We start from the raw sequence: 18,094 nt of genomic DNA, 5'->3' as shown, positions 1-18,094 counted from the left end.
GATGACCAGACGGATTCGTGCTCTCGTCAGGCCGTAAAAATCGCACACCCATTGAGCAACTCCATAAATAGACAAACCCATGCTCTGCACAAGCAAAGCCTGGGTTGCAAGGTTCGTTCCAAACAAAACCGTTGTCAGCGCCTTGTCACGGCCTTGGCGCTGGGCTGTGCAACAGCACAAACCCAATCTCAGGGCCGCAAGCGCTCACACGGTTCAGCGCACGCCCAGTTGACGGCGGTGCATGAAGGCCATCAGGCCCAGCAATGCCGACATGAGAATGAGCCCCCACTCGGACAGGGTCGGAATGCTGTTGGCCGTGGCGGCCACAAAGGTCACGTCCACCGTGCAATTGGCGTTGACGGTGTTGGTCGTGAAGGTGTTACCCGACAACGTGCCGCCGCAAGCTGTACCACCCGTGGCAATCCTGGCAATGAAACCAGCAGCAGGAGCCAGCGTGTACACCGCGCGATTGCCCGCAACCACGCCCGTCACGCCAGTGGGGGACATGGAGCCATTGGCACCCGATGTCGCCGTCACGGTGATATCAGAAAAGTCAAACCGCACGGTGCAATCACCTGTCACGGGGCCCACTGTGTAGATATTGCCCACCAGATTGCCAGGACAAGTGCCCGACACGGCTGGGTAGTAGCCCGCGGAAGGGGTCAGGCTGTAAACCACGGTACCGCCCTGACCTACCACTTGGGGGGCAGTCGGCGTAGCCGTGCCATTGGCGCCAACAGACGATGTCACAGTGGCAGTGAGGGCAAAGGTTGCCAGGACAGACTGGTCGCTGGTCATGTTGCTGATCGTGCAAGGATTGCCGGTGCCAGTGCACGCGCCCGTCCAGCCCGTGAATATGCTGCCAGCGGGGGCCGAGGCCGTCAGGATCACCTGCCCACCGTTGGCCACCGACATGTCGCAAGAAGCGCCACAATTCAGGCCCGCAGGAACGCTGGAAACCGTGCCGGTGCCCGTGCCCGCTTTGGTCACAGTCAACTGGCGCAAAACCCCGATGGAGTTGGTGTCGCCTGCCGCATTGTTGGCCGACGAGTTCTCCGTCACGCCCGCAGGGGCGGCTACTGAAAACACCGTGGACGTTGTGCCTGATGCAGCGGCCGTCGCGTTGACGGTGTAAGTCACACTGGCGCCCACAGGCAAGTCGACCAATTCACCACTGAGTGCACCGCTGCCCGTGGCGTTACCGCATCCAAGCCAAAGACCACGCGATTGATCGCTTGGCGGAATCTGAGCACCGGCTGGAGGACAAGGTGGCGGTGAGAACCGCTGAACTCTCCATCGCGCAGAGTGCCCTGAGCGAAGCGCTGCAAAGCGAGCGCACCTTGCGCCATGAGCAGCGCCAGTTTTTCCACATGATCAGCCATGAGTTCCGCACCCCGTTGGCGGTCATCGACAGCGCGGCGGCAGAGCAACAGGCATTTCCCTCAACCGCGATGGAAGACCAGACTGAGCGGGCAGCGCAGATCCGGCGGGCCTGCAGGCGGCTGACTTCATTGGTCGACAGCTGCCTGATCAATGAACGCATGGACACGGCAGGTTTTACGCTGCACCCCTCCCCCGTACACATCACAGACCTCATGGAGCACGCGGCCCAACTGGTGCGCTGGTCTTCCAAACACCATCTGAGGCTGTTCACCCATGCCGCTCCCCACGAGTGGATTTGCGACGGCACACTGGTGCGCATTGCCCTGTCCAATCTGGTGGACAACGCTGTCAAGTTCGCCAAGGCTGGAGAAATCTTTATTGCAGCCAGGAAGAACGAAGCGGGGCTGTTGGAGTTTTCCGTGGCCGACGAAGGTTCGGGCATGTCACTGGAAGTCATGAACAAGATATTTGCCCAGTTTGAGCGCGGAGACCGCACAGACCAAAGCCGTGGATTTGGCCTGGGGTTGTGGGTAGCACGCCGCGTGGCACTGCTGCACGGAGGAGAGATTGATGTGGAATCGCGGCTGGGCCACGGCACCTGCTTTCGGCTGACGATTGCCGCACAGCGCCTTGCCAAGTGACGGCATGATGAATCCTGGATAATCTGGGTTTCACAGCCAATCCACAGGCGCAGCAAAGCCTGGCAGGCCGCTATCGGTCTGTTTGCAGCGATCCATGCACCCATGAGCGTTAACGCGACCGACCCCAATCTCAAGCACCTGCAAAAAGCCCGCGAGCAAATCGCCAAGGGCGATCTCAAGAATGCGGCACTGACCCTGAACAAGGCCAACAAGCAATGGCCCCAAGACCCTCGGGTCTTCATGCTGGGCGGCCTGATGGCAGAGAAATCCGGCAATATCAAGGGGGCATTTGAGGCCCTGCGCAAATCCGTTTCGCTCTCGCCAGACTGGGCACCAGGCCTGTTGGAACTGGCACTGCTGCATGCCCGCCAGAACCAGTTCAAGGATGCCGTGGAAACGGCGGAAAAAGTGGTGGCCCTGGAGCCCAAGAACCTGCAAGTACTGGCCGGTGTGGTGGACATCGCCCATCGTGCGGGCCACACCGACATGGCCATTCGCCACCTGCGCCGTGGTCTGGAGTTGGTGCCCAACGATGTGATGCTGCGCCGCCTGCTCGCACGCGATTTGACCGAGCAAAGCCAATTTGAAGAAGCGCTGGCCCTGTGGGCGGGCCTGATTGCCGAAAACCCCAGCGACCATGAATCCCTGGTGGGCCGCGTGCAGACGCTGCTGGCCTGCGGCAAGGCGGCAGACGCTCTGCCAGATACCCAAGCCCTGCTGGCGCTGGCGCCGCAAGACGAGGTGTACCAGTATTACGCCCAACTGGCCCAGGGCCAGGTGCCCAGCCAGCAACCTCCTGCACTGATGCGCCACCTGTTTGATGGCATGGCCGACGTGTACGACGGGCACATGGTGCGTGGCCTCAAGTACCAACTGCCCAAGCAAGTGGCAGAAAAGATTGTGGCGCGCTACCCCGACAAGCACCTGAACTTGCTGGACCTGGGCTGCGGCACCGGGCTGCTGGGGGTGTGCCTGGGCCCATTGAATGGCGGATACATGATCGGGGTGGACCTGTCCACCAAGATGGTGGAACAAGCGGCGCGTCACAAGGTGTACGACCGCTTCCACACCGTGAACCTGCACGATGCACTGCGCGATACCCCCGATGGTTTGTACCAAGTCATCACGGCGCTGGATGTCTTCATCTACGCGGGCGATCTGACCACGGCCATCCCGAACGCGCTGCGGGTGCTGGCCGCCGATGGCCAACTGATCTTCTCGTGCGAAGCCGCCGATGAAAACGGCCCCGATCTGGTGCTGCAGGCCAATGGCCGCTACACCCACAAGCGCAGCCATGTAGAGGCGCTGTGCCGTGCGGCGGGCTTTGACGAGGTGGGCGTGGAAGACACCACCCTGCGCACGGAAGGCGGCACGCCCGTGCAAGGTTTTGTCGTGACGGCACACAAGCCCGCGGCAGCCTGATGCCCTGACCCTGCGCTCCAGCAGGGATCTTCTCGAAACAAAAGGCCAACCGCATGCGGTTGGCCTTTTTGCTTTTTACGCAGCAACGGGCAAAGACAGGCCTGTGCGTGCCCCACTCAAGTCAGCAGGTAATCCACCGGCAGCAAAGGCGCGGGCAAGTCGCGCTCGCCCAGCGCTTCGCGCAGGTTGATTTCAATGGCCCGACACAGCGTGTCCAAAGGCAAGTCGTTGCTCTCCAGGCCAAAGGGCTCTTCGATCTCATCGCCCAGTGCATCCAGCCCAAAGAAGGTGTAAGCCACGATGGCCACCACAAACGGCGTCATGAAGCCTGTGGTGTCCACCAAGCCAAAGGGCAGCAAGAAGCAATACAGATAAGCCGTGCGGTGCAGCAGCAACGTGTACGAGAAAGGGACCGGGGTATTGCGAATGCGTTCGCAAGAGGCTGCCGAAGCCGTCATGGCCGACAGGGTGGCGTCAATGCCTGCGGCAAGGCAGGGGTCGATGCGCCGCTCACGCAGGCACAGCGCCAAGTCCTGCCCCATGCCCTGCATGATGGCATCAGGGCGCTGCGACGACTGCGCCACACGCGGCCAGTCTTCGGCAGGCAACCAGCGCTGCAGCAGCGCGTCATCGCTTTGCGCACGCAAATGCAGACGCAACGCATGCACAAAGGCAATGGCGCGGTGCACCATGCGCACGCGCACATCGCCCGCGCGATCCAATGGGTCCACGGGCTGATTCAGTTCAATCAGGCTCAGGCACTGTCGGGACAGGTTGCGCGTGCGCAGCACCAGGTCCCCCCACAGCTTGCGCCCTTCCCAGTAGCGGTCGTAGGCCGTGGTGTTTCTGAAGCCCAAAAAGATGGCCAGCGGCAAACCCATCAGCGTGAAGGGAATCGGCGTCAGGGTGATCTTGAACGTGAAAAGGCTACCGTGGGCCAAGGTGACCACGGTGGCCAACAGGGTGTTGAACAGCAGCGTCCAGCGAATGCGCTGAAGGATCGAGCCCCGCAGCAGCAGAAACAACCGCAGCCCGGAAGGCCGATCGCGAACAATCATGGGATCAAATCAAGGGAAAACCCTTATTTTTTCACAAACCCATTACCCGACCAGACTGCAACACCGCCCAGGCGCTGTGCCGAGCGCGCTAAGCCGACAACCGCGACGACTTGGGCACATGCGCCATCAAAAACTCCATCTGGTCCACCAAGATACGGCGGTTACGCAGGATGAAATCCTCCCACAGGCTAGGCACGTAGGGGGTGTAAAGCAAAGGCATGTGGGCCTGCTCGGGGGTGCGTGGGCCTTTGCGGTGGTTGCAGGCGCGGCAGGCCGTGACCACATTCATCCAGTGGTCCTGCCCATGGTGGGCAAAGGGTACGATGTGCTCGCGGGTGAGTTCTTCCTCATGAAAATGCCCGCCGCAATAGGCACAGACATTCCGATCGCGCGCAAACAGCTTGCTGTTGGTCAGGCCTGGTTTGAGGTCAAACGGATTGATGCGTGGCACGCCCTTAGTGCCGATGATGCTGTTCACAGCAATCACCGACTGCTCGCCCGTTACAGCGTTGTGCCCACCTCGAAAACGCGCGATCTGCGCGCCGGACTCCCAGCGCACTTCACCCGCAGCGTAATGAATGACCGCTTGCTCCAGCGTAATCCACGATTGGGGCAGCCCTTGGGCTGACAGCTTCAAGACCTTCAAAACACGCCTCCTGGAACTCTGGGTACACAAGGATTCGGAACTCGGATGTCTCGGGATGGCCCTGGGTCGGCGCCATTCAGGCCCTCTTGCACGCCAGCCCCGCCCAGTTACGCTCGTGCGTGGGGCAAAGTGTCACAAGAAGAAGCCTCGGTCACAATATACTCCGTTTTCATGACAAATTGGCGTCTTGCGCTTGATCTGTGAGCGCTAGCTGCTATCAAAAAGATAACAAACCGATGAAGATTTTTCGCGGATTTCACCACCCCGGCATCGCCCGCGCGTGCGCGTTGACCATCGGTAATTTCGACGGCGTGCACCGTGGCCACCAGGCCATGCTGGCGCTGCTGAACAACGAAGCCGCCCACCGAGGGGTGGAGAGTTGCGTGCTGACCTTTGAGCCGCACCCCCGTGATTACTTTGCCGGTGCGCTGCACAAGCCCGAGCTGGCCCCGGCCCGCATCGGCACCCTGCGCGACAAGCTGACCGAGCTGGAGCGCTGTGGCGTGCAGCAGGTGGTGGTGCTGCCATTCAGCGCACGCCTGGCCGCGCAAACTCCACAGGCATTCATCGACGAGGTGCTGGTGCAAGGCCTGGGGGTGCGCTATGCGCTGGTGGGCGACGATTTTCGCTTTGGCGCCCAGCGCGCGGGCGACTACGCCATGCTGGATGCGGCAGGCCAGGCCCAGGGCTTTGACGTGGCCCGCATGAACAGCTACGAGGTTTCTTACCCCCACACTCCGCACTTCGTGTCGTCGTTGCCCCCCGAGGGGGCTGGGCCCGCCTTGGGGCGGCCCGGCGGCGGCCCCGGCCTGCGCGTTTCCAGCTCTGCCGTACGCCATGCCCTGGCGCAAGGCGACATGGAGGCCGCAGCCACCCTGCTGGGGCGGCCCTACACCATCTCAGGCCATGTGGTGCACGGCCGCAAGCTGGGCCGTGAGCTGGGTGCCAGCGCGCAGGGGGCACAGGACGGGTTTCGCACCCTGAACCTGCGCTTTGCCCATTGGAAGCCTGCCGCCAGCGGCATCTTTGCCGTGCTGGTACACGGCCTGGGAGCCTCGCCCTTGCCCGGAGTGGCCAACCTGGGCGTGCGCCCCTCACTGGACCCGAGCGACGTCAACGGCGGCCGGGTGCTGCTGGAAACCCATTGCCTGGACTGGCCCTCCACCCTGGGGCCCGAGGGGGCGTACGGTAAAATCATCCGGGTGGAACTTCTGCACAAACTGCACGACGAGCTCAAGTACGACGGTCTCGATGCCTTGACGAAGGGCATTGCGAAAGACTGCGCCGATGCGCGAGCGTACTTTGCCTCGGCCCAAGCCCCCTCGCACACCGAAACCCGTCGCCAGACCACGCGCGACCGAATTTAGAGGGCTGCCTGCGCGCAGCGCCTGCGGATTGCAGGCCCACCTCTGTCTTTGCTTCCCTCGTTTTTCGCGCCGGGTCTGCCCCGGATTGCACCGTTTTAAGGCTTCTTCATGTCCGATAACGCCAGCCCCACCCCGTCCAGCGGCACTACTGCAGTGGACTACCGCGCCACGCTGAATTTGCCCGACACCAGCTTCCCCATGCGCGGCGACCTGCCCAAGCGCGAACCAGGCTGGGTCAAGGAGTGGGAAGACCAGGGCATGTACAAGCGCCTGCGCGATGCCCGCCATGGCGCGCCCAAGTTCATCCTGCACGACGGCCCGCCCTACGCCAATGGCCAGATCCACATGGGCCATGCGGTCAACAAGATCCTCAAGGACATGATCACCAAGGCGCGCCAACTCGAAGGCTTTGACGCGCTGTACGTGCCCGGCTGGGATTGCCACGGTCTGCCCATCGAGAACGCCATCGAAAAGCTGCACGGCCGCAACCTGCCGCGTGACGAAATGCAGGCCAAGAGCCGCGCCTTCGCCACCGAGCAGATCGCGCAGCAGATGACAGACTTCAAGCGCCTGGGCGTTTTGGGCGAATGGGACAACCCCTACAAGACCATGAACTTCGCCAACGAAGCGGGCGAAATCCGTGCGTTCAAACGCGTGATGGAGCGTGGCTTTGTGTACCGTGGCCTCAAGCCCGTGTACTGGTGCTTTGACTGCGGCTCGTCGCTGGCCGAGTTCGAGATCGAGTACCAAGACAAGAAGAGCACCACGCTGGATGTGGCCTTCAAGTCACACGACCCAGCCCAGCTGGCCGCAGCCTTTGGCCTGCCCGCGCTAACCAAAGACGCGTTTGTGGTCATCTGGACCACCACCGCGTGGACCATCCCCGCCAACCAGGCCCTGAACCTGAACCCCGAAATCACCTACGCGCTGGTCGATGCGGGCGAACGCCTGCTGCTGGTGGCCGAGCCCCTGGTGGCCTCGTGCCTGGAGCGCTACGGCCTCACGGGCAGCGTGCTGGCCACCACCCTGGGCAAGAACCTGGGCGGCCTGGAGTTTGAGCACCCCTTGTACGACGTCGATGCAGGCTACCGCCGCCTGTCCCCCGTGTACCTGGCTGACTACGCCACGGCCGATGACGGCACGGGTATCGTGCACTCGTCGCCCGCCTACGGTCTGGAAGACTTTAACTCCTGCCGCGCGCACGGTATGGCGCTGGACGACATCCTGAACCCCGTGCAAGGCAACGGCACCTACGCGGCCGACTTCCCGCTATTCGGCGGCCTGCACATCTGGAAGGCCGTGCCCGTCATCATCGAAGCGCTGCGCAACGCGGGCCGCCTGATGACCACCAAGGACATCACCCACAGCTACCCACACTGCTGGCGCCACAAGACGCCGGTGATCTACCGCGCCGCCGCCCAGTGGTTCATCCGCATGGACGAAGGCGAAGGCGTGTTCACAAAAGCGGGCGAGAAGCCCGCCAAGACGCTGCGCCAGATTGCCCTGGACGCCATCGAGCACACCAGCTTCTACCCCGAGAACGGCAAGGCCCGCCTGCACGACATGATCGCCGGGCGGCCCGACTGGTGCATCTCGCGCCAGCGCAGCTGGGGCGTGCCCATCCCGTTCTTTCTGCACAAGGATTCGGGCGAGCTGCACCCGCGCACCATGGAAATCATGGACCAGGCGGCAGCCATCGTTGAAAAGGGCGGCATCGAGGCCTGGAGCCGCGTGACGACCGAAGAAATCCTGGGCGCTGAAGACGCCCCCCAGTACACCAAGAGCACCGACATCCTGGAAGTGTGGTTCGACTCCGGCTCCACCTTCAGCCACGTGCTGCGTGGCACGCACCCCAACGTGCACCACGACACCGGCCCCGAGGCCGACCTGTACCTGGAAGGCCACGACCAGCACCGGGGCTGGTTCCACAGCTCACTGCTGCTGGCCAGCGCGCTGGAAGGCCGTGCGCCCTACCGTGGCCTGCTCACGCACGGCTTCACCGTGGATGCCAAGGGCATCAAGATGAGCAAATCGCTCAAGAACGGCATCGATCCTCAGGAGATCAGCAACAAGCTGGGCTCGGAAATCATCCGCCTGTGGGTGGCCGCCAGCGACTACTCCGGCGACATCGCGGGCGACGAGAAGATCCTCGCCCGGGTGGTGGACGCGTATCGCCGCATCCGCAACACCCTGCGCTTCTTGCTGGCCAACGTGAGCGACTTTGATCCCACGAAGGACGCCGTGCCATTTGGCGACATGCTGGAGATCGACCGCTACGCCCTCACCCGCGCAGCCGAGTTCCAAGCCACCGTGCTGGCCCACTACAAGGTGTATGAATTCCACCCCGTGGTGGCCAAGCTGCAGCTGTACTGCTCGGAAGACCTGGGCGGCTTCTACCTGGACGTGCTCAAGGACCGCCTGTACACCACAGCACCCAAGAGCCTGGCCCGCCGCAGCGCCCAGACCGCGCTGTACCAGATCACCCACGCCATGCTGCGCTGGATGGCGCCATTCCTCTCCTTCACGGCCGAAGAGGCATGGAAGGTGTTTGGCAGCTCCGACTCCATCTTCCTGGAGACCTATGGCTCCATCGCCAGCGCCGACGAAGGCCTGCTGGCCAAGTGGACACGCATCCGCGAGATCCGCGACGTGGTGAACAAGGAGATCGAGACGCTGCGCGCCGCAGGCCAGGTGGGCTCGCCCCTGCAAGCCAACGTGACGCTCACGGCAGCCCCCGAGGACTACGCCTTGCTGAGCAGCCTGGGTGACGACCTGAAGTTTGTGTTCATCATCTCCGCTATCGAATTGGTAGCTGGTAGCGCTTTGCAGATCAGCGTTACAAGCAGCTCCAGTGCCAAATGCGAGCGCTGCTGGCACTACCGCGACGATGTAGGCCAAGACGCAGCCCACCCCACCATTTGCGGCCGCTGCACCAGCAACCTCCATGGCGCCGGTGAAAACCGGGTGTGCGCTTAAATGGCGGGCGCGCAAACCTTCGGCGGGCAGTCTGTGGCCCGCAGCATGGGCTGGTGGCTGCTGTGGGCCGTGGTCATTGTGGTGGCCGACCAGTGGACCAAGGACCTGATCCTGCGCAACTACCAATGGGGTGAAGCCACGCACATCACGGGCTTCTTCAACATCGTGCGCGCCCACAACACCGGTGCGGCGTTTTCCTTCCTGTCGAATGCAGGGGGATGGCAGCGTTGGCTGTTCACGGGCATTGGGGCCGTGGCCAGCATTTTCATTGTGTGGCAGCTGTACAAGCACCCCACCCAAAAGCTGTTTTGCTTTGCGCTGGCCAGCGTCATGGGTGGCGCCATCGGCAATGTGGTGGACCGCCTCATGCACGGCTACGTGGTGGATTTTCTGGACTTCCACGCCATGGGCACGCACTTCCCCGCGTTCAATGTGGCGGACTCCGCCATCACCGTGGGGGCTGTTTGCCTGATTCTGGATGAACTGCTGAGAGCGCGTCGCGAGCGCTGAGCCGGTGCAGCCACACTGTGGCGCCCTTCCCCACCCAACGGCCCGCCTTGTGCGGGCCGTTGGCGTTATGGCATGTGCCACATGCGTCATGCACGATGCCTCGCCAGCCTCATGGGCTTCTGCGCGGACGCTATCGATTCAGGAGTATGCTTGTGTGTCAATTTGATGAAAAACAAGGGTGAGCGCGTTTTTTGCATAACCCGTTATGCGATCGCTCAACGGCCCGGCCAGCACCTGCAGTGTTTCGGCCAAAGGTCGGCAAGAGCCACGCGACATGCTGCGGGTGGGTGCTGAACAAGCCCGCCGCACGCACCACAACAAGAACAACGACGGTATTTCATGAAGCATCTGTTGAACCTACTGGCCGCTGTGGCCCTGCTCATCTGGGGCACCCATCTGGTGCGCACCGGCATCCTGCGTGTGTTTGGCGCCAACCTGCGCCAGCTCATCGCCCGCAGCGTCAGCACGCGGTTCACGGCGGTGCTGTCCGGCATGGGGGTCACGGCGCTGGTGCAGTCCAGCACAGCCACGGCGCTCATCGTGTCATCGTTCGTGGGCCAGGGGCTGGTGGGGCTGCCTGCGGCGCTGGCCGTGATGCTGGGGGCCGACGTGGGCACTAGCGTGATGGCGGTGGTGTTTGCCATGGACCTGTCCTGGCTGTCGCCCCTCTTCATCTTTGTGGGGGTGGTGCTGTTCATCTCGCGCAAAGACACGGCCGTGGGCCGCGTGGGGCGAGTGCTCATTGGCCTGGGCCTGATGCTGCTGGCGCTGCGGCTGATCACCGAATCCACCACCGTCCTCACCCAGTCACCCACCGTGCGCACCCTGCTGGGCGCACTCACCAGCGATTTGCTGCTGGAGATTTTCACGGGCTCGGTGCTGGCCGTGCTGTCTTACTCCAGCCTGGCCACTGTGCTGCTCACGGCCACGCTGGCGGGCTCTGGCGGTATTCCGGTGGACGTGGCCCTGGGCCTGGTGGTGGGGGCTAACCTGGGCAGTGGCCTGCTGGCCGTGCTCACCACACTCAAGGCCAATGTGCAGACCCGGCAGGTTCCGATGGGCAACCTGATGTTCAAAGTCATCGGCGTGGTCATCATGACCCCGCTGATTGGCCTGTGGCTGCGCCACGCACGCCCCTATGTTCCCGACACCGCGAGCCTGGTGGTGCTGTTCCACCTCGCGTTCAACCTGGTGGTGGGTCTGGTGTGCATCGGGCTCACCCGCCCCGTTTCCAAGCTGGTTCAGCGCATTCTGCCCACGGCCGATGCGCAAGCCCCGTCGGCAGGCAGCCGCCCGCAGCACCTGGACCCTTCCGCGCTCGCCACCCCCTCACTGGCCATCTCCTGCGCCGCCCGCGAGGCGCTGCACCAGGCCGACGTGGTCGAGTCCATGCTGTTGGGCCTGCACCAGGTGATTCGCACCGACGACCAGAAGCTGGCAGAAGACCTGCGCAAGCTCGACGACCAGGTCGATGGCCTGTACTCGGCCATCAAGTACTACATGACCAAGATCTCTCGCGAGGCGCTGGACGAGCGCGAGGGACGGCGCTGGGCCGACATCATCAGCTTCACCATCAACATGGAGCAGATTGGCGACATCATCGAGCGCGTGCTGATCGACATTGAGGACAAGAAGATCAAAAAGGGCCGCCAGTTCTCCGAGGCTGGCATGGAAGAAATCAACGAGCTGCACACCCGCCTGGTGGCCAACCTGCGCCTGGCCATGAGCGTGTTCCTCAACGGCAACGTGCGCGATGCACAAAAGCTGCTGGAAGAAAAAGCACGCTTTCGTGACCTGGAGCGTGCCTACTCGGCCACCCACCTGGCGCGCCTGTCAGACAACACGGTGCAGAGCATCGAGACCAGCTCCCTGCACATTGACCTGATCAGCGAACTCAAGCGCATCAACTCGCTGCTGTGCTCCATTGCCTACCCCATCCTGGAGTCCGCTGGCGCGCTAGCCCCCAGCCGCCTCAAGCCCACGCCCGATCAAGTCTGACGATGCGACAACGTCAACTGCATCGGGTAGCAGTCAGCGGGCATTCGGTCAGGCCACACTGGCCGCGCTGGTGCAGGGGTAGCGCAGGGGCTGGGTGATCTCGGCCGCCAGCGCAGGTGGGTAGATCAGCTCACGCACAAAGTTCGCGTCCTCACGCACCATCTGCGCGGCCTCTGGCAGGCCAAAGTAGTCCAGGTAAAACGGCATCTGCTGGATGAGCATCTCAAACCCCGGCTGCGCATGCAGCCCACGCGAGCGGGCGGCGCGCACCAGCGGGGTGGGCTGGTTGCGCAGCAAGATGTCAAACAGCGCGGCATGCGGCTCCATGCGGCCCACATCGCAGGGCAGCGGGTCATCGTTGCCCAGCCCCACGGCCGATGCGTTGACCACCAGGTCGTAGCCAGCGGGGTCACTGCTGTCCACCGCGACCACATTGGCGTCAAAAAATCCATCCAGCTCCGTGGCCAGCCCAATCGCCTTGCCGGGCACAGGGTCGTAGAAGGCGATGAACTCGGCGCCCTGGGTGGTGCCGCCTTGCGCCAGAGACACCCCAATGGCTGCAGCACTCACCCCTGCGCCCAAAATCAGCACACGCTTGCCCCTATAGGGAATGTTGAACCAATCGAGGGCACCCAGAATACCTTCGCCGTCAAACAAATCACCTTCGAGCTGGCCTTCGCTGGTGCGGCGCACGATGTTGACCGAGCGCGCCACCCGCGCCACCAGCCCGCAGCTGTCCAGCAAATGCACCACCTGCGGCTTGTGGGGCGGCGCGATGATCACGCCCTTCACGTTGCGCGCCAAAAACGTCGCCTTGAGCCACACGGCAAAGTCCCGTTCACGCACCTGCACCGGCAACATCACCGCGTCCAGGCCGCAGCGCTCAAACACCTTGTTGAACATGCGCGGTGCCCGCACATTGGTGATGGGGTCCCCCGGGATCAGATAGATGTCGGTGCCGCCAGAAATCTTTGCCATAGAGGTCTCGCTGAAAAAAGCAGGGCCCGGGCGCTGCGGGCCGGGCGGGTGTCATCGCAAGCCTGCGACTTTAATCCCAAATGGGCACGGCCCCGCCCCGTGCCTCATTCGCCTGCAGGCACTTGCCCATCGCGCCGCGCATAGCGCTGCGCCAGCACCGCGCACACCATCAGCTGCATCTGGTGGAACACCATGAGCGGCAGCACGATGGCGCCCACCGCGTGCGATGCAAACAGCACCTTGGCCATGGGCACGCCGCTGGCCAGGCTCTTTTTAGAGCCGCAGAACACGATGGTGATTTCGTCCTCTTTGGAGAACCCCATGCGCCGCGCGGCCCAGGTGGTGGTGGCCAAGGCCAAGGCCAGCAGCACGGCGCACACCACCAACAGGCCCAACAGGGCTGGCAGCGGCAACTGCTGCCACAGCCCTTCCACCACCGCCGCGCTGAAAGCGGTGTACACCACCAGCAAGATAGAACCCTGGTCCACAAACTTGAGCACGGCAGCCCGGCGCTTGACGAAACCACCGATCCAAGGGCGCAACAAGTGGCCCGCCACAAAAGGCACCAACAGCTGCAGCATGATGCGGCCGATGTTGGCCAATGCATCGGGCTGCGCAGAGCCTGCCGTGTGCTGCGCCTCAGGCAACAGCAGGCCCACCAGCACCGGGGTGATCACAATGCCCAGCAGCGTGGACGCCGATGCACTGCAAATGGCCGCAGGCATGTTGCCGCGCGCCATGGCAGTGAAGGCAATGGCCGACTGCACCGTGGCGGGCAACACGCACAGGTACAGGATGCCGGTGTAAAGCCCCGGAGTGACCAAGCCCTGCAGCACAGGCCGCAGCGCCCAGCCCAGCAACGGAAACAGCACAAACGTGGCCCCCACCACCACGAGGTGCAGCCGCCAATGCGACAGCCCCGCCACGATGGCATCGCGCGAAAGCTTGGCCCCGTGCAAGAAGAACAGCAGCGCCACAGCGGCCACCGTCAGCCCCTCCAGCGCCTGGGCGGCCACGCCCGATGCAGGCAGCACGCTGGCCACCGTCACGGTGCCCAGCAAGGCGAGTGTGAAATTGTCAGGAAGAAAGCGGGAACGGGCCATGGGTCAAAACACACGCAAAGTCATGAATAGGGAGCACTGGCAAACCAGGGCCAAGGAGTTGCATTGGACCCCAGCCCCATTCCAAAGAGAAATGGATTTCTCTGATGGATTTATGATTTGAGCGCATGAATATCACCCTGCGCCAATTGCACGTATTCCAGTCGGTGGCGGGCACCCGCAACTTCAGCCGCACCGGCGATGCCGTGGGGCTGACCCAACCGGCCGTGAGCCGCTGCATCACCGAACTAGAGGCCCAGCTGGGCCTGAAGCTGCTCAACCGCACCACGCGGGAGGTGACACTGACCGACGCAGGCCAGCGCCTGGCGGCACGCCTGCCCCGCGTGCTGGAGGAGCTGGAAACCACCCTGCTGGATGTGCGCGAGCTAGCGACTGAACGGCGTGGCCGCGTGCGCGTGGCCAGCAGCCCCACGCTGTCGGCCAACCTGATGCCCGACTGCATTGCCCAGGCCCACAGCGCCCTGCCAGGGCTGGAGCTGGTGCTGCTGGACCGCATTCAAACCGCCGTGCTGGCCAGCGTGCTCTCAGGCGAAGTCGATTTCGGCGTGGTGATTGACCCCGGCGAACGCGAGACCCTGGCCTGCGAGACCATACTGACCGAGCCCTTTTGCCTGGCCTGCCCACCCGGCCACCGGCTGGCCCGCAAACGCCAGGTGCGCTGGGCGGACCTGCAGGGCGAGGCCCTGGTGCTTCTGGACCACGAATCGGGCAGCCGCCGCCTGATCGACCGCGCCCTGGCCGAGCACGCCGTGCAATGCACAGTGGCGCAAGAGGTGGGCCACCCCACCACCATCTTTCGCATGCTGGATGCGGGGCTGGGCATCTCGGTCATCCCCACCCTGGCCATCCCACCCGAGGGGCTGCCCCAGTTGGCCATACGCCCCCTGCTCCCCCGCATCAACCGCGAGATCATGCTGGTGCACCGGCGCAACCGGGCGCTGTCGCCGGTGGCGCAGGCGGCGTGGGACTTAGTGAGGGATGTGGCGGCGCAGCGGGCCAGTTCGGCGCGCAGCGCGCGAACGTAGAAGCGGTGGATGATCCCGCAGGACGGCCGCGCTACCAGCCGTAAAAGCCAGCCAACACCAGCGCCGCCTCCGAGGTAAAAGCCCCCTGCGCCATGCGCTCGTGCACCTGCGCCGGGGCGAGCAGCTCAAACCGCTCCACCTCTCCGTCCTGGTTGTTGGGCTCCAGCGCGTGCGGCACCTGGGCGTGGAACCAGTCGATGCGCTCGACCATGAAGCCCACGCCACCGCCCTCGCGGCTGGGGCGGCTGAAGTCGACATGGCCGCCGTGGGTGACGGCCTCTAGCTGGGCCACGTCCAGCCCCGCTTCTTCCCAGGTTTCGCGGGCCAAGGCCTGGGGCAATGAATCGGCGGCAGACACCATGCCGCCCATCAGCGTGTCCCACATGCCGGGGTTGTTGGGCTTGGTGAGCGAGCGCTTTTGCACCCACATGCGGCCGTCGGGCGCCAGGCCCACCAGGTGCACGGCGCGCGTGGTGATGCCCAGCACCCGCACGGCGCCCCGCTCGACCGTGCCCACCACCTCGCCTTGCGGGTTGGTCACGGCCAGTTGCTCGTTGCGCCACGGGCCGCAGCGGCCTGCGGCATGCAGGACGGCAGCCACCGCATTGAGCGCTGGGGTGATCTCTTCGGGCGCCACCTGCAAGTGCCATGCGGGCCCTGCACCAAACTCCTGAATTAATAGCTGGTAGCGCTTATCCAGCAAGCGCTGCAGGCCAATTTGATTCAAAAAACCCTGGGCCACCGAACCCACCACCTGCCCTGCTGCCACCAGCGGCATGCGGGCCTGGGCTGCGGGCTGGTGGGCCGCCTGTCGGGCGGTCACCAGCCACTGGGCCAGGGCCGCATGGGGTGGCACGGGGCTGGGTTTCAACGCATTCAACACAGGCACACGCACCGTCACAGCGTGAGGATGGTGCAGCCGGTGGTCTTACGCGCCTCCAGGTCGCGGTGGGCTTGCTGCACGTCGGCCAAGGGGTAACGCTGGTCGATGTGGATCTTGACTTGGCCGCTGGCGACCACCGCAAACAGGTCGTCGGCCATGGCCTGGGTGGCTTCGCGCGTGGAGATGTGGGTGAACAGCGTTTGGCGCGTGACGTACAGCGAGCCCTTGGCGCCCAGCATGCCTGGGGCAAAGGCCGGCGCCGGGCCCGATGCGTTGCCAAAGCTGGCCATTAGGCCGAAGGGGCGCAGGCAGTCGAGGGACTTGTCCCAGGTGTCTTTGCCCACCGAGTCGTACACCACCTTGACGCCCTTGCCTCCGGTGATGTCCTTCACCCGGGCGGCAAAGTCTTCGGTGCTGTAGTTGATGGTGTGGGCCGCGCCGTTGGCCAGCGCCAGCTGGCATTTGGCGTCTGACCCTGCCGTGCCGATCAGCTGCAGGCCCAGGGCCTTGGCCCACTGGCAGGCGATGAGCCCCACCCCGCCCGCTGCGGCATGGAACAGCACAAAGTCACCAGGCTGCAGGCCTTCCACCGGCAGTGTTTTCTTGAGCAGGTACTGCGCCGTCAGGCCCTTGAGCATCATGGCAGCGCCGGTCTCAAAGTCGATGGCATCGGGCAGCTTGCACACTGTCTTGGCGGGCATGACACGCGCCTCGCAGTAGCTGCCGGGGGGCGCGCTGGCGTAGGCGGCGCGGTCGCCGGGTTGCAGGTGCGTGACACCCTCGCCCACGGCCTCGACCACCCCGGCGCCCTCCATGCCAATGGTGGCGGGCATGCCCAGCGGGTACAGGCCCGTGCGGTGGTACACGTCAATGAAGTTCAGACCCACGGCACGGTGGCGGATGCGGATCTCGCCGGGCCCGGGCTCACCCACCGGCACATCAACAATCTGGAGTTCTTCGGGACCACCATGCTGGCGGATCTGGACGGCAAGGCTCATGGCAACAGGCTCCTGTGAAAGATGGAACGCGCCCATGGCGCGTGCAGGACAAACGGCCGTCATCCTGCCATGAATCCGCCGGACTTGCCTGGTAAGACTTCTGTGGAGCCAAGGCGGGATGGTGGGCAGCGGACAGTACCCCTTCCCTGCAGCGCGTACGCCAGGGCCGTTACATTTCTGGGCATGACCCAAAGACTCACGCCCGGCACGGCGGCGCTGCTGGTGACTGCCCCCCTGCTGTGGGCCGGCAACGCCGTGGTAGGCCGACTGGTGCACACCATGATTGCCCCCATCGCCTTGAACTTCATTCGCTGGCTGCTGGCCTTTGCCATCCTGCTGCCCCTGGCGCACGCGGTGCTGCGCAAGGACAGCCCGCTGTGGCCGCACTGGCGGCGTTATGCCGTGCTGGGACTGCTGGGCATTGGGCTGTACAACGCGCTGCAGTACATGGCGCTGCAAACCTCCACGCCCATCAATGTGACGCTGGTGGGCTCCAGCATGCCGGTGTGGATGCTGGCGGTGGGCACGCTGTTTTTTGGCGCCAAGGTCACACGCCAGCAGCTGGCCGGTGCGGTGCTGTCCATCGCTGGGGTGCTCATCGTCTTGAGCCGGGGCGAGTGGGGCCAGTTGCTGGCGCTGCGCCTGGTGCCGGGTGACCTCTTCATGCTGCTGGCCACGGGGTCTTGGTCGTTTTACAGCTGGCTGCTGGTGCGCACCAGCGAGCCCGCCAGCCTGCGCGGCGACTGGGCGGCGTTTTTGATGGCGCAGATGGTGTTCGGCCTGGGCTGGTCGGGCGCGTTTGCGGGCGTGGAATGGGGCCTAGGCCGCACACACATCGACTGGAGCTGGCCCCTGGCGGCGGCGCTGGCCTTCATTGCCGTGGGGCCCGCCGTGCTGGCCTACCGCTGCTGGGGCGTGGGCGTGCAGCGGGCGGGGCCCGCCGTGGCGGGTTTCTTCATCAACCTGACGCCGCTGTTTGCCGCGCTGCTGTCGGCCGCGTTCCTGGGTGAGACGCCGCACCTGTTCCACGGCGTGGCATTCGCGCTGATCGTGGGAGGGATTGTGGTGTCGTCCAGGCGCTGAGGCGC

General features: G+C 64.1%; 16 protein-coding genes. 9 read left to right on the top strand and 7 right to left on the bottom strand.

Annotation, left to right across the window (positions count from 1 at the left end; genetic code table 11):
* Positions 1-213 precede the first annotated feature (213 nt).
* Entirely contained in the window at positions 214-1,167 is a 954-nt protein-coding gene (locus CLU88_RS22045; protein WP_143226068.1) for an IPTL-CTERM sorting domain-containing protein, read from the bottom strand.
* Between the two features lie 11 nt (positions 1,168-1,178).
* Here CLU88_RS22045 and CLU88_RS22035 point away from each other — a divergent pair, with 11 nt between their 5' ends.
* Together CLU88_RS22035 and CLU88_RS22030 are read left to right on the top strand one after the other, a co-directional pair.
* Positions 1,179-2,024 (top strand): sensor histidine kinase KdpD, encoded by an 846-nt coding sequence (locus tag CLU88_RS22035; protein WP_099658435.1) that lies wholly within the window; start codon positions 1,179-1,181, stop codon positions 2,022-2,024.
* A gap of 102 nt (positions 2,025-2,126) precedes the next feature.
* A complete protein-coding gene (locus CLU88_RS22030) occupies positions 2,127-3,446 on the top strand; it encodes a tetratricopeptide repeat protein (protein WP_099658434.1) in 1,320 nt (439 codons plus the stop codon).
* Positions 3,447-3,562: 116 nt separating this feature from the next.
* On the opposite strand, the gene CLU88_RS22025 is transcribed toward CLU88_RS22030, so the two are convergent.
* Both CLU88_RS22025 and CLU88_RS22020 read right to left on the bottom strand, forming a co-directional pair.
* The gene (locus tag CLU88_RS22025) at positions 3,563-4,504 is read right to left on the bottom strand and encodes a bestrophin family protein (protein ID WP_099658433.1); all 942 of its coding nucleotides are present in this window, start codon (positions 4,502-4,504) and stop codon (positions 3,563-3,565) included.
* An 88-nt stretch (positions 4,505-4,592) separates the two neighbouring features.
* The gene (locus CLU88_RS22020) at positions 4,593-5,150 is read right to left on the bottom strand and encodes an HNH endonuclease (protein ID WP_099658432.1); all 558 of its coding nucleotides are present in this window, start codon (positions 5,148-5,150) and stop codon (positions 4,593-4,595) included.
* Positions 5,151-5,386: 236 nt separating this feature from the next.
* Here CLU88_RS22020 and CLU88_RS22015 point away from each other — a divergent pair, with 236 nt between their 5' ends.
* The 5 genes from CLU88_RS22015 (at position 5,387) to CLU88_RS22000 (ending at position 12,001) form a co-directional block, all read left to right on the top strand.
* Positions 5,387-6,517 carry a bifunctional riboflavin kinase/FMN adenylyltransferase gene (locus CLU88_RS22015; protein WP_099658431.1) on the top strand — a complete coding sequence of 377 codons (1,131 nt, stop codon included), beginning with the start codon at positions 5,387-5,389 and terminating at the stop codon, positions 6,515-6,517.
* 108 nt (positions 6,518-6,625) lie between these two features.
* Positions 6,626-9,493 (top strand): isoleucine--tRNA ligase, encoded by a 2,868-nt coding sequence (gene ileS / locus CLU88_RS22010; protein WP_099658430.1) that lies wholly within the window; start codon positions 6,626-6,628, stop codon positions 9,491-9,493.
* Positions 9,494-10,003 (top strand): signal peptidase II, encoded by a 510-nt coding sequence (gene lspA / locus CLU88_RS22005; RefSeq protein ID WP_099658429.1) that lies wholly within the window; start codon positions 9,494-9,496, stop codon positions 10,001-10,003.
* 205 nt (positions 10,004-10,208) lie between these two features.
* Positions 10,209-10,346 (top strand): hypothetical protein, encoded by a 138-nt coding sequence (locus tag CLU88_RS23030; RefSeq protein ID WP_158235627.1) that lies wholly within the window; start codon positions 10,209-10,211, stop codon positions 10,344-10,346.
* Positions 10,343-12,001 (top strand): Na/Pi cotransporter family protein, encoded by a 1,659-nt coding sequence (locus tag CLU88_RS22000; protein ID WP_099658428.1) that lies wholly within the window; start codon positions 10,343-10,345, stop codon positions 11,999-12,001. The genes CLU88_RS23030 and CLU88_RS22000 overlap by 4 nt, the downstream gene beginning before the upstream one ends.
* 48 nt (positions 12,002-12,049) lie before the next feature.
* Here CLU88_RS22000 and CLU88_RS21995 read toward each other — a convergent pair whose 3' ends face one another.
* Together CLU88_RS21995 and CLU88_RS21990 are read right to left on the bottom strand one after the other, a co-directional pair.
* Positions 12,050-12,979, bottom strand: coding sequence for a shikimate dehydrogenase (locus tag CLU88_RS21995; protein ID WP_099658427.1), 930 nt, complete (start codon positions 12,977-12,979; stop codon positions 12,050-12,052).
* 104 nt (positions 12,980-13,083) lie between these two features.
* A complete protein-coding gene (locus CLU88_RS21990; protein WP_099658426.1) occupies positions 13,084-14,082 on the bottom strand; it encodes a bile acid:sodium symporter family protein in 999 nt (332 codons plus the stop codon).
* Positions 14,083-14,207: 125 nt separating this feature from the next.
* Here CLU88_RS21990 and CLU88_RS21985 point away from each other — a divergent pair, with 125 nt between their 5' ends.
* Positions 14,208-15,125, top strand: coding sequence for a LysR family transcriptional regulator (locus CLU88_RS21985; protein WP_099658425.1), 918 nt, complete (start codon positions 14,208-14,210; stop codon positions 15,123-15,125).
* A gap of 31 nt (positions 15,126-15,156) precedes the next feature.
* Here the strand turns inward: CLU88_RS21985 and CLU88_RS21980 are convergent, their stop codons facing one another.
* Positions 15,157-16,005 carry an NUDIX hydrolase family protein gene (locus tag CLU88_RS21980; RefSeq protein ID WP_233205556.1) on the bottom strand — a complete coding sequence of 283 codons (849 nt, stop codon included), beginning with the start codon at positions 16,003-16,005 and terminating at the stop codon, positions 15,157-15,159.
* Between the two features lie 17 nt (positions 16,006-16,022).
* Positions 16,023-17,006, bottom strand: a complete 984-nt coding sequence (locus tag CLU88_RS21975; RefSeq protein ID WP_099658424.1) for a quinone oxidoreductase — start codon at positions 17,004-17,006, stop codon at positions 16,023-16,025.
* Positions 17,007-17,189: 183 nt separating this feature from the next.
* On the opposite strand from CLU88_RS21975, the gene CLU88_RS21970 reads away from it, so the two are divergent.
* Positions 17,190-18,089 carry a DMT family transporter gene (locus tag CLU88_RS21970; protein ID WP_099658423.1) on the top strand — a complete coding sequence of 300 codons (900 nt, stop codon included), beginning with the start codon at positions 17,190-17,192 and terminating at the stop codon, positions 18,087-18,089.
* The last annotated feature ends 5 nt before the right edge of the window (positions 18,090-18,094 follow it).

The organism is Acidovorax sp. 56 (assembly GCF_002749705.1).
GTDB lineage: Bacteria > Pseudomonadota > Gammaproteobacteria > Burkholderiales > Burkholderiaceae_C > Acidovorax.
Note: the sequence above shows the minus strand (reverse complement) of the source record. Positions and strands in the feature narration are given on the sequence as shown.

Bases quoted from the DNA above. Each gene is read 5' to 3' on its own strand.
- CLU88_RS22025 (WP_099658433.1), bottom strand. From the start codon at position 4,504: ATGATTGTTCGCGATCGGCCTTCCGGGCTGCGGTTGTTTCTGCTGCTG.
- ileS (WP_099658430.1), top strand. From the start codon at position 6,626: ATGTCCGATAACGCCAGCCCCACCCCGTCCAGCGGCACTACTGCAGTG.
- CLU88_RS23030 (WP_158235627.1), top strand. From the start codon at position 10,209: ATGCGATCGCTCAACGGCCCGGCCAGCACCTGCAGTGTTTCGGCCAAA.
- CLU88_RS21985 (WP_099658425.1), top strand. From the start codon at position 14,208: ATGAATATCACCCTGCGCCAATTGCACGTATTCCAGTCGGTGGCGGGC.
- CLU88_RS21970 (WP_099658423.1), top strand. From the start codon at position 17,190: ATGACCCAAAGACTCACGCCCGGCACGGCGGCGCTGCTGGTGACTGCC.
- CLU88_RS21995 (WP_099658427.1), bottom strand. From the start codon at position 12,979: ATGGCAAAGATTTCTGGCGGCACCGACATCTATCTGATCCCGGGGGAC.
- CLU88_RS22030 (WP_099658434.1), top strand. From the start codon at position 2,127: ATGAGCGTTAACGCGACCGACCCCAATCTCAAGCACCTGCAAAAAGCC.
- CLU88_RS22015 (WP_099658431.1), top strand. From the start codon at position 5,387: ATGAAGATTTTTCGCGGATTTCACCACCCCGGCATCGCCCGCGCGTGC.
- CLU88_RS21975 (WP_099658424.1), bottom strand. From the start codon at position 17,006: ATGAGCCTTGCCGTCCAGATCCGCCAGCATGGTGGTCCCGAAGAACTC.
- CLU88_RS21990 (WP_099658426.1), bottom strand. From the start codon at position 14,082: ATGGCCCGTTCCCGCTTTCTTCCTGACAATTTCACACTCGCCTTGCTG.
- CLU88_RS22000 (WP_099658428.1), top strand. From the start codon at position 10,343: ATGAAGCATCTGTTGAACCTACTGGCCGCTGTGGCCCTGCTCATCTGG.
- lspA (WP_099658429.1), top strand. From the start codon at position 9,494: ATGGCGGGCGCGCAAACCTTCGGCGGGCAGTCTGTGGCCCGCAGCATG.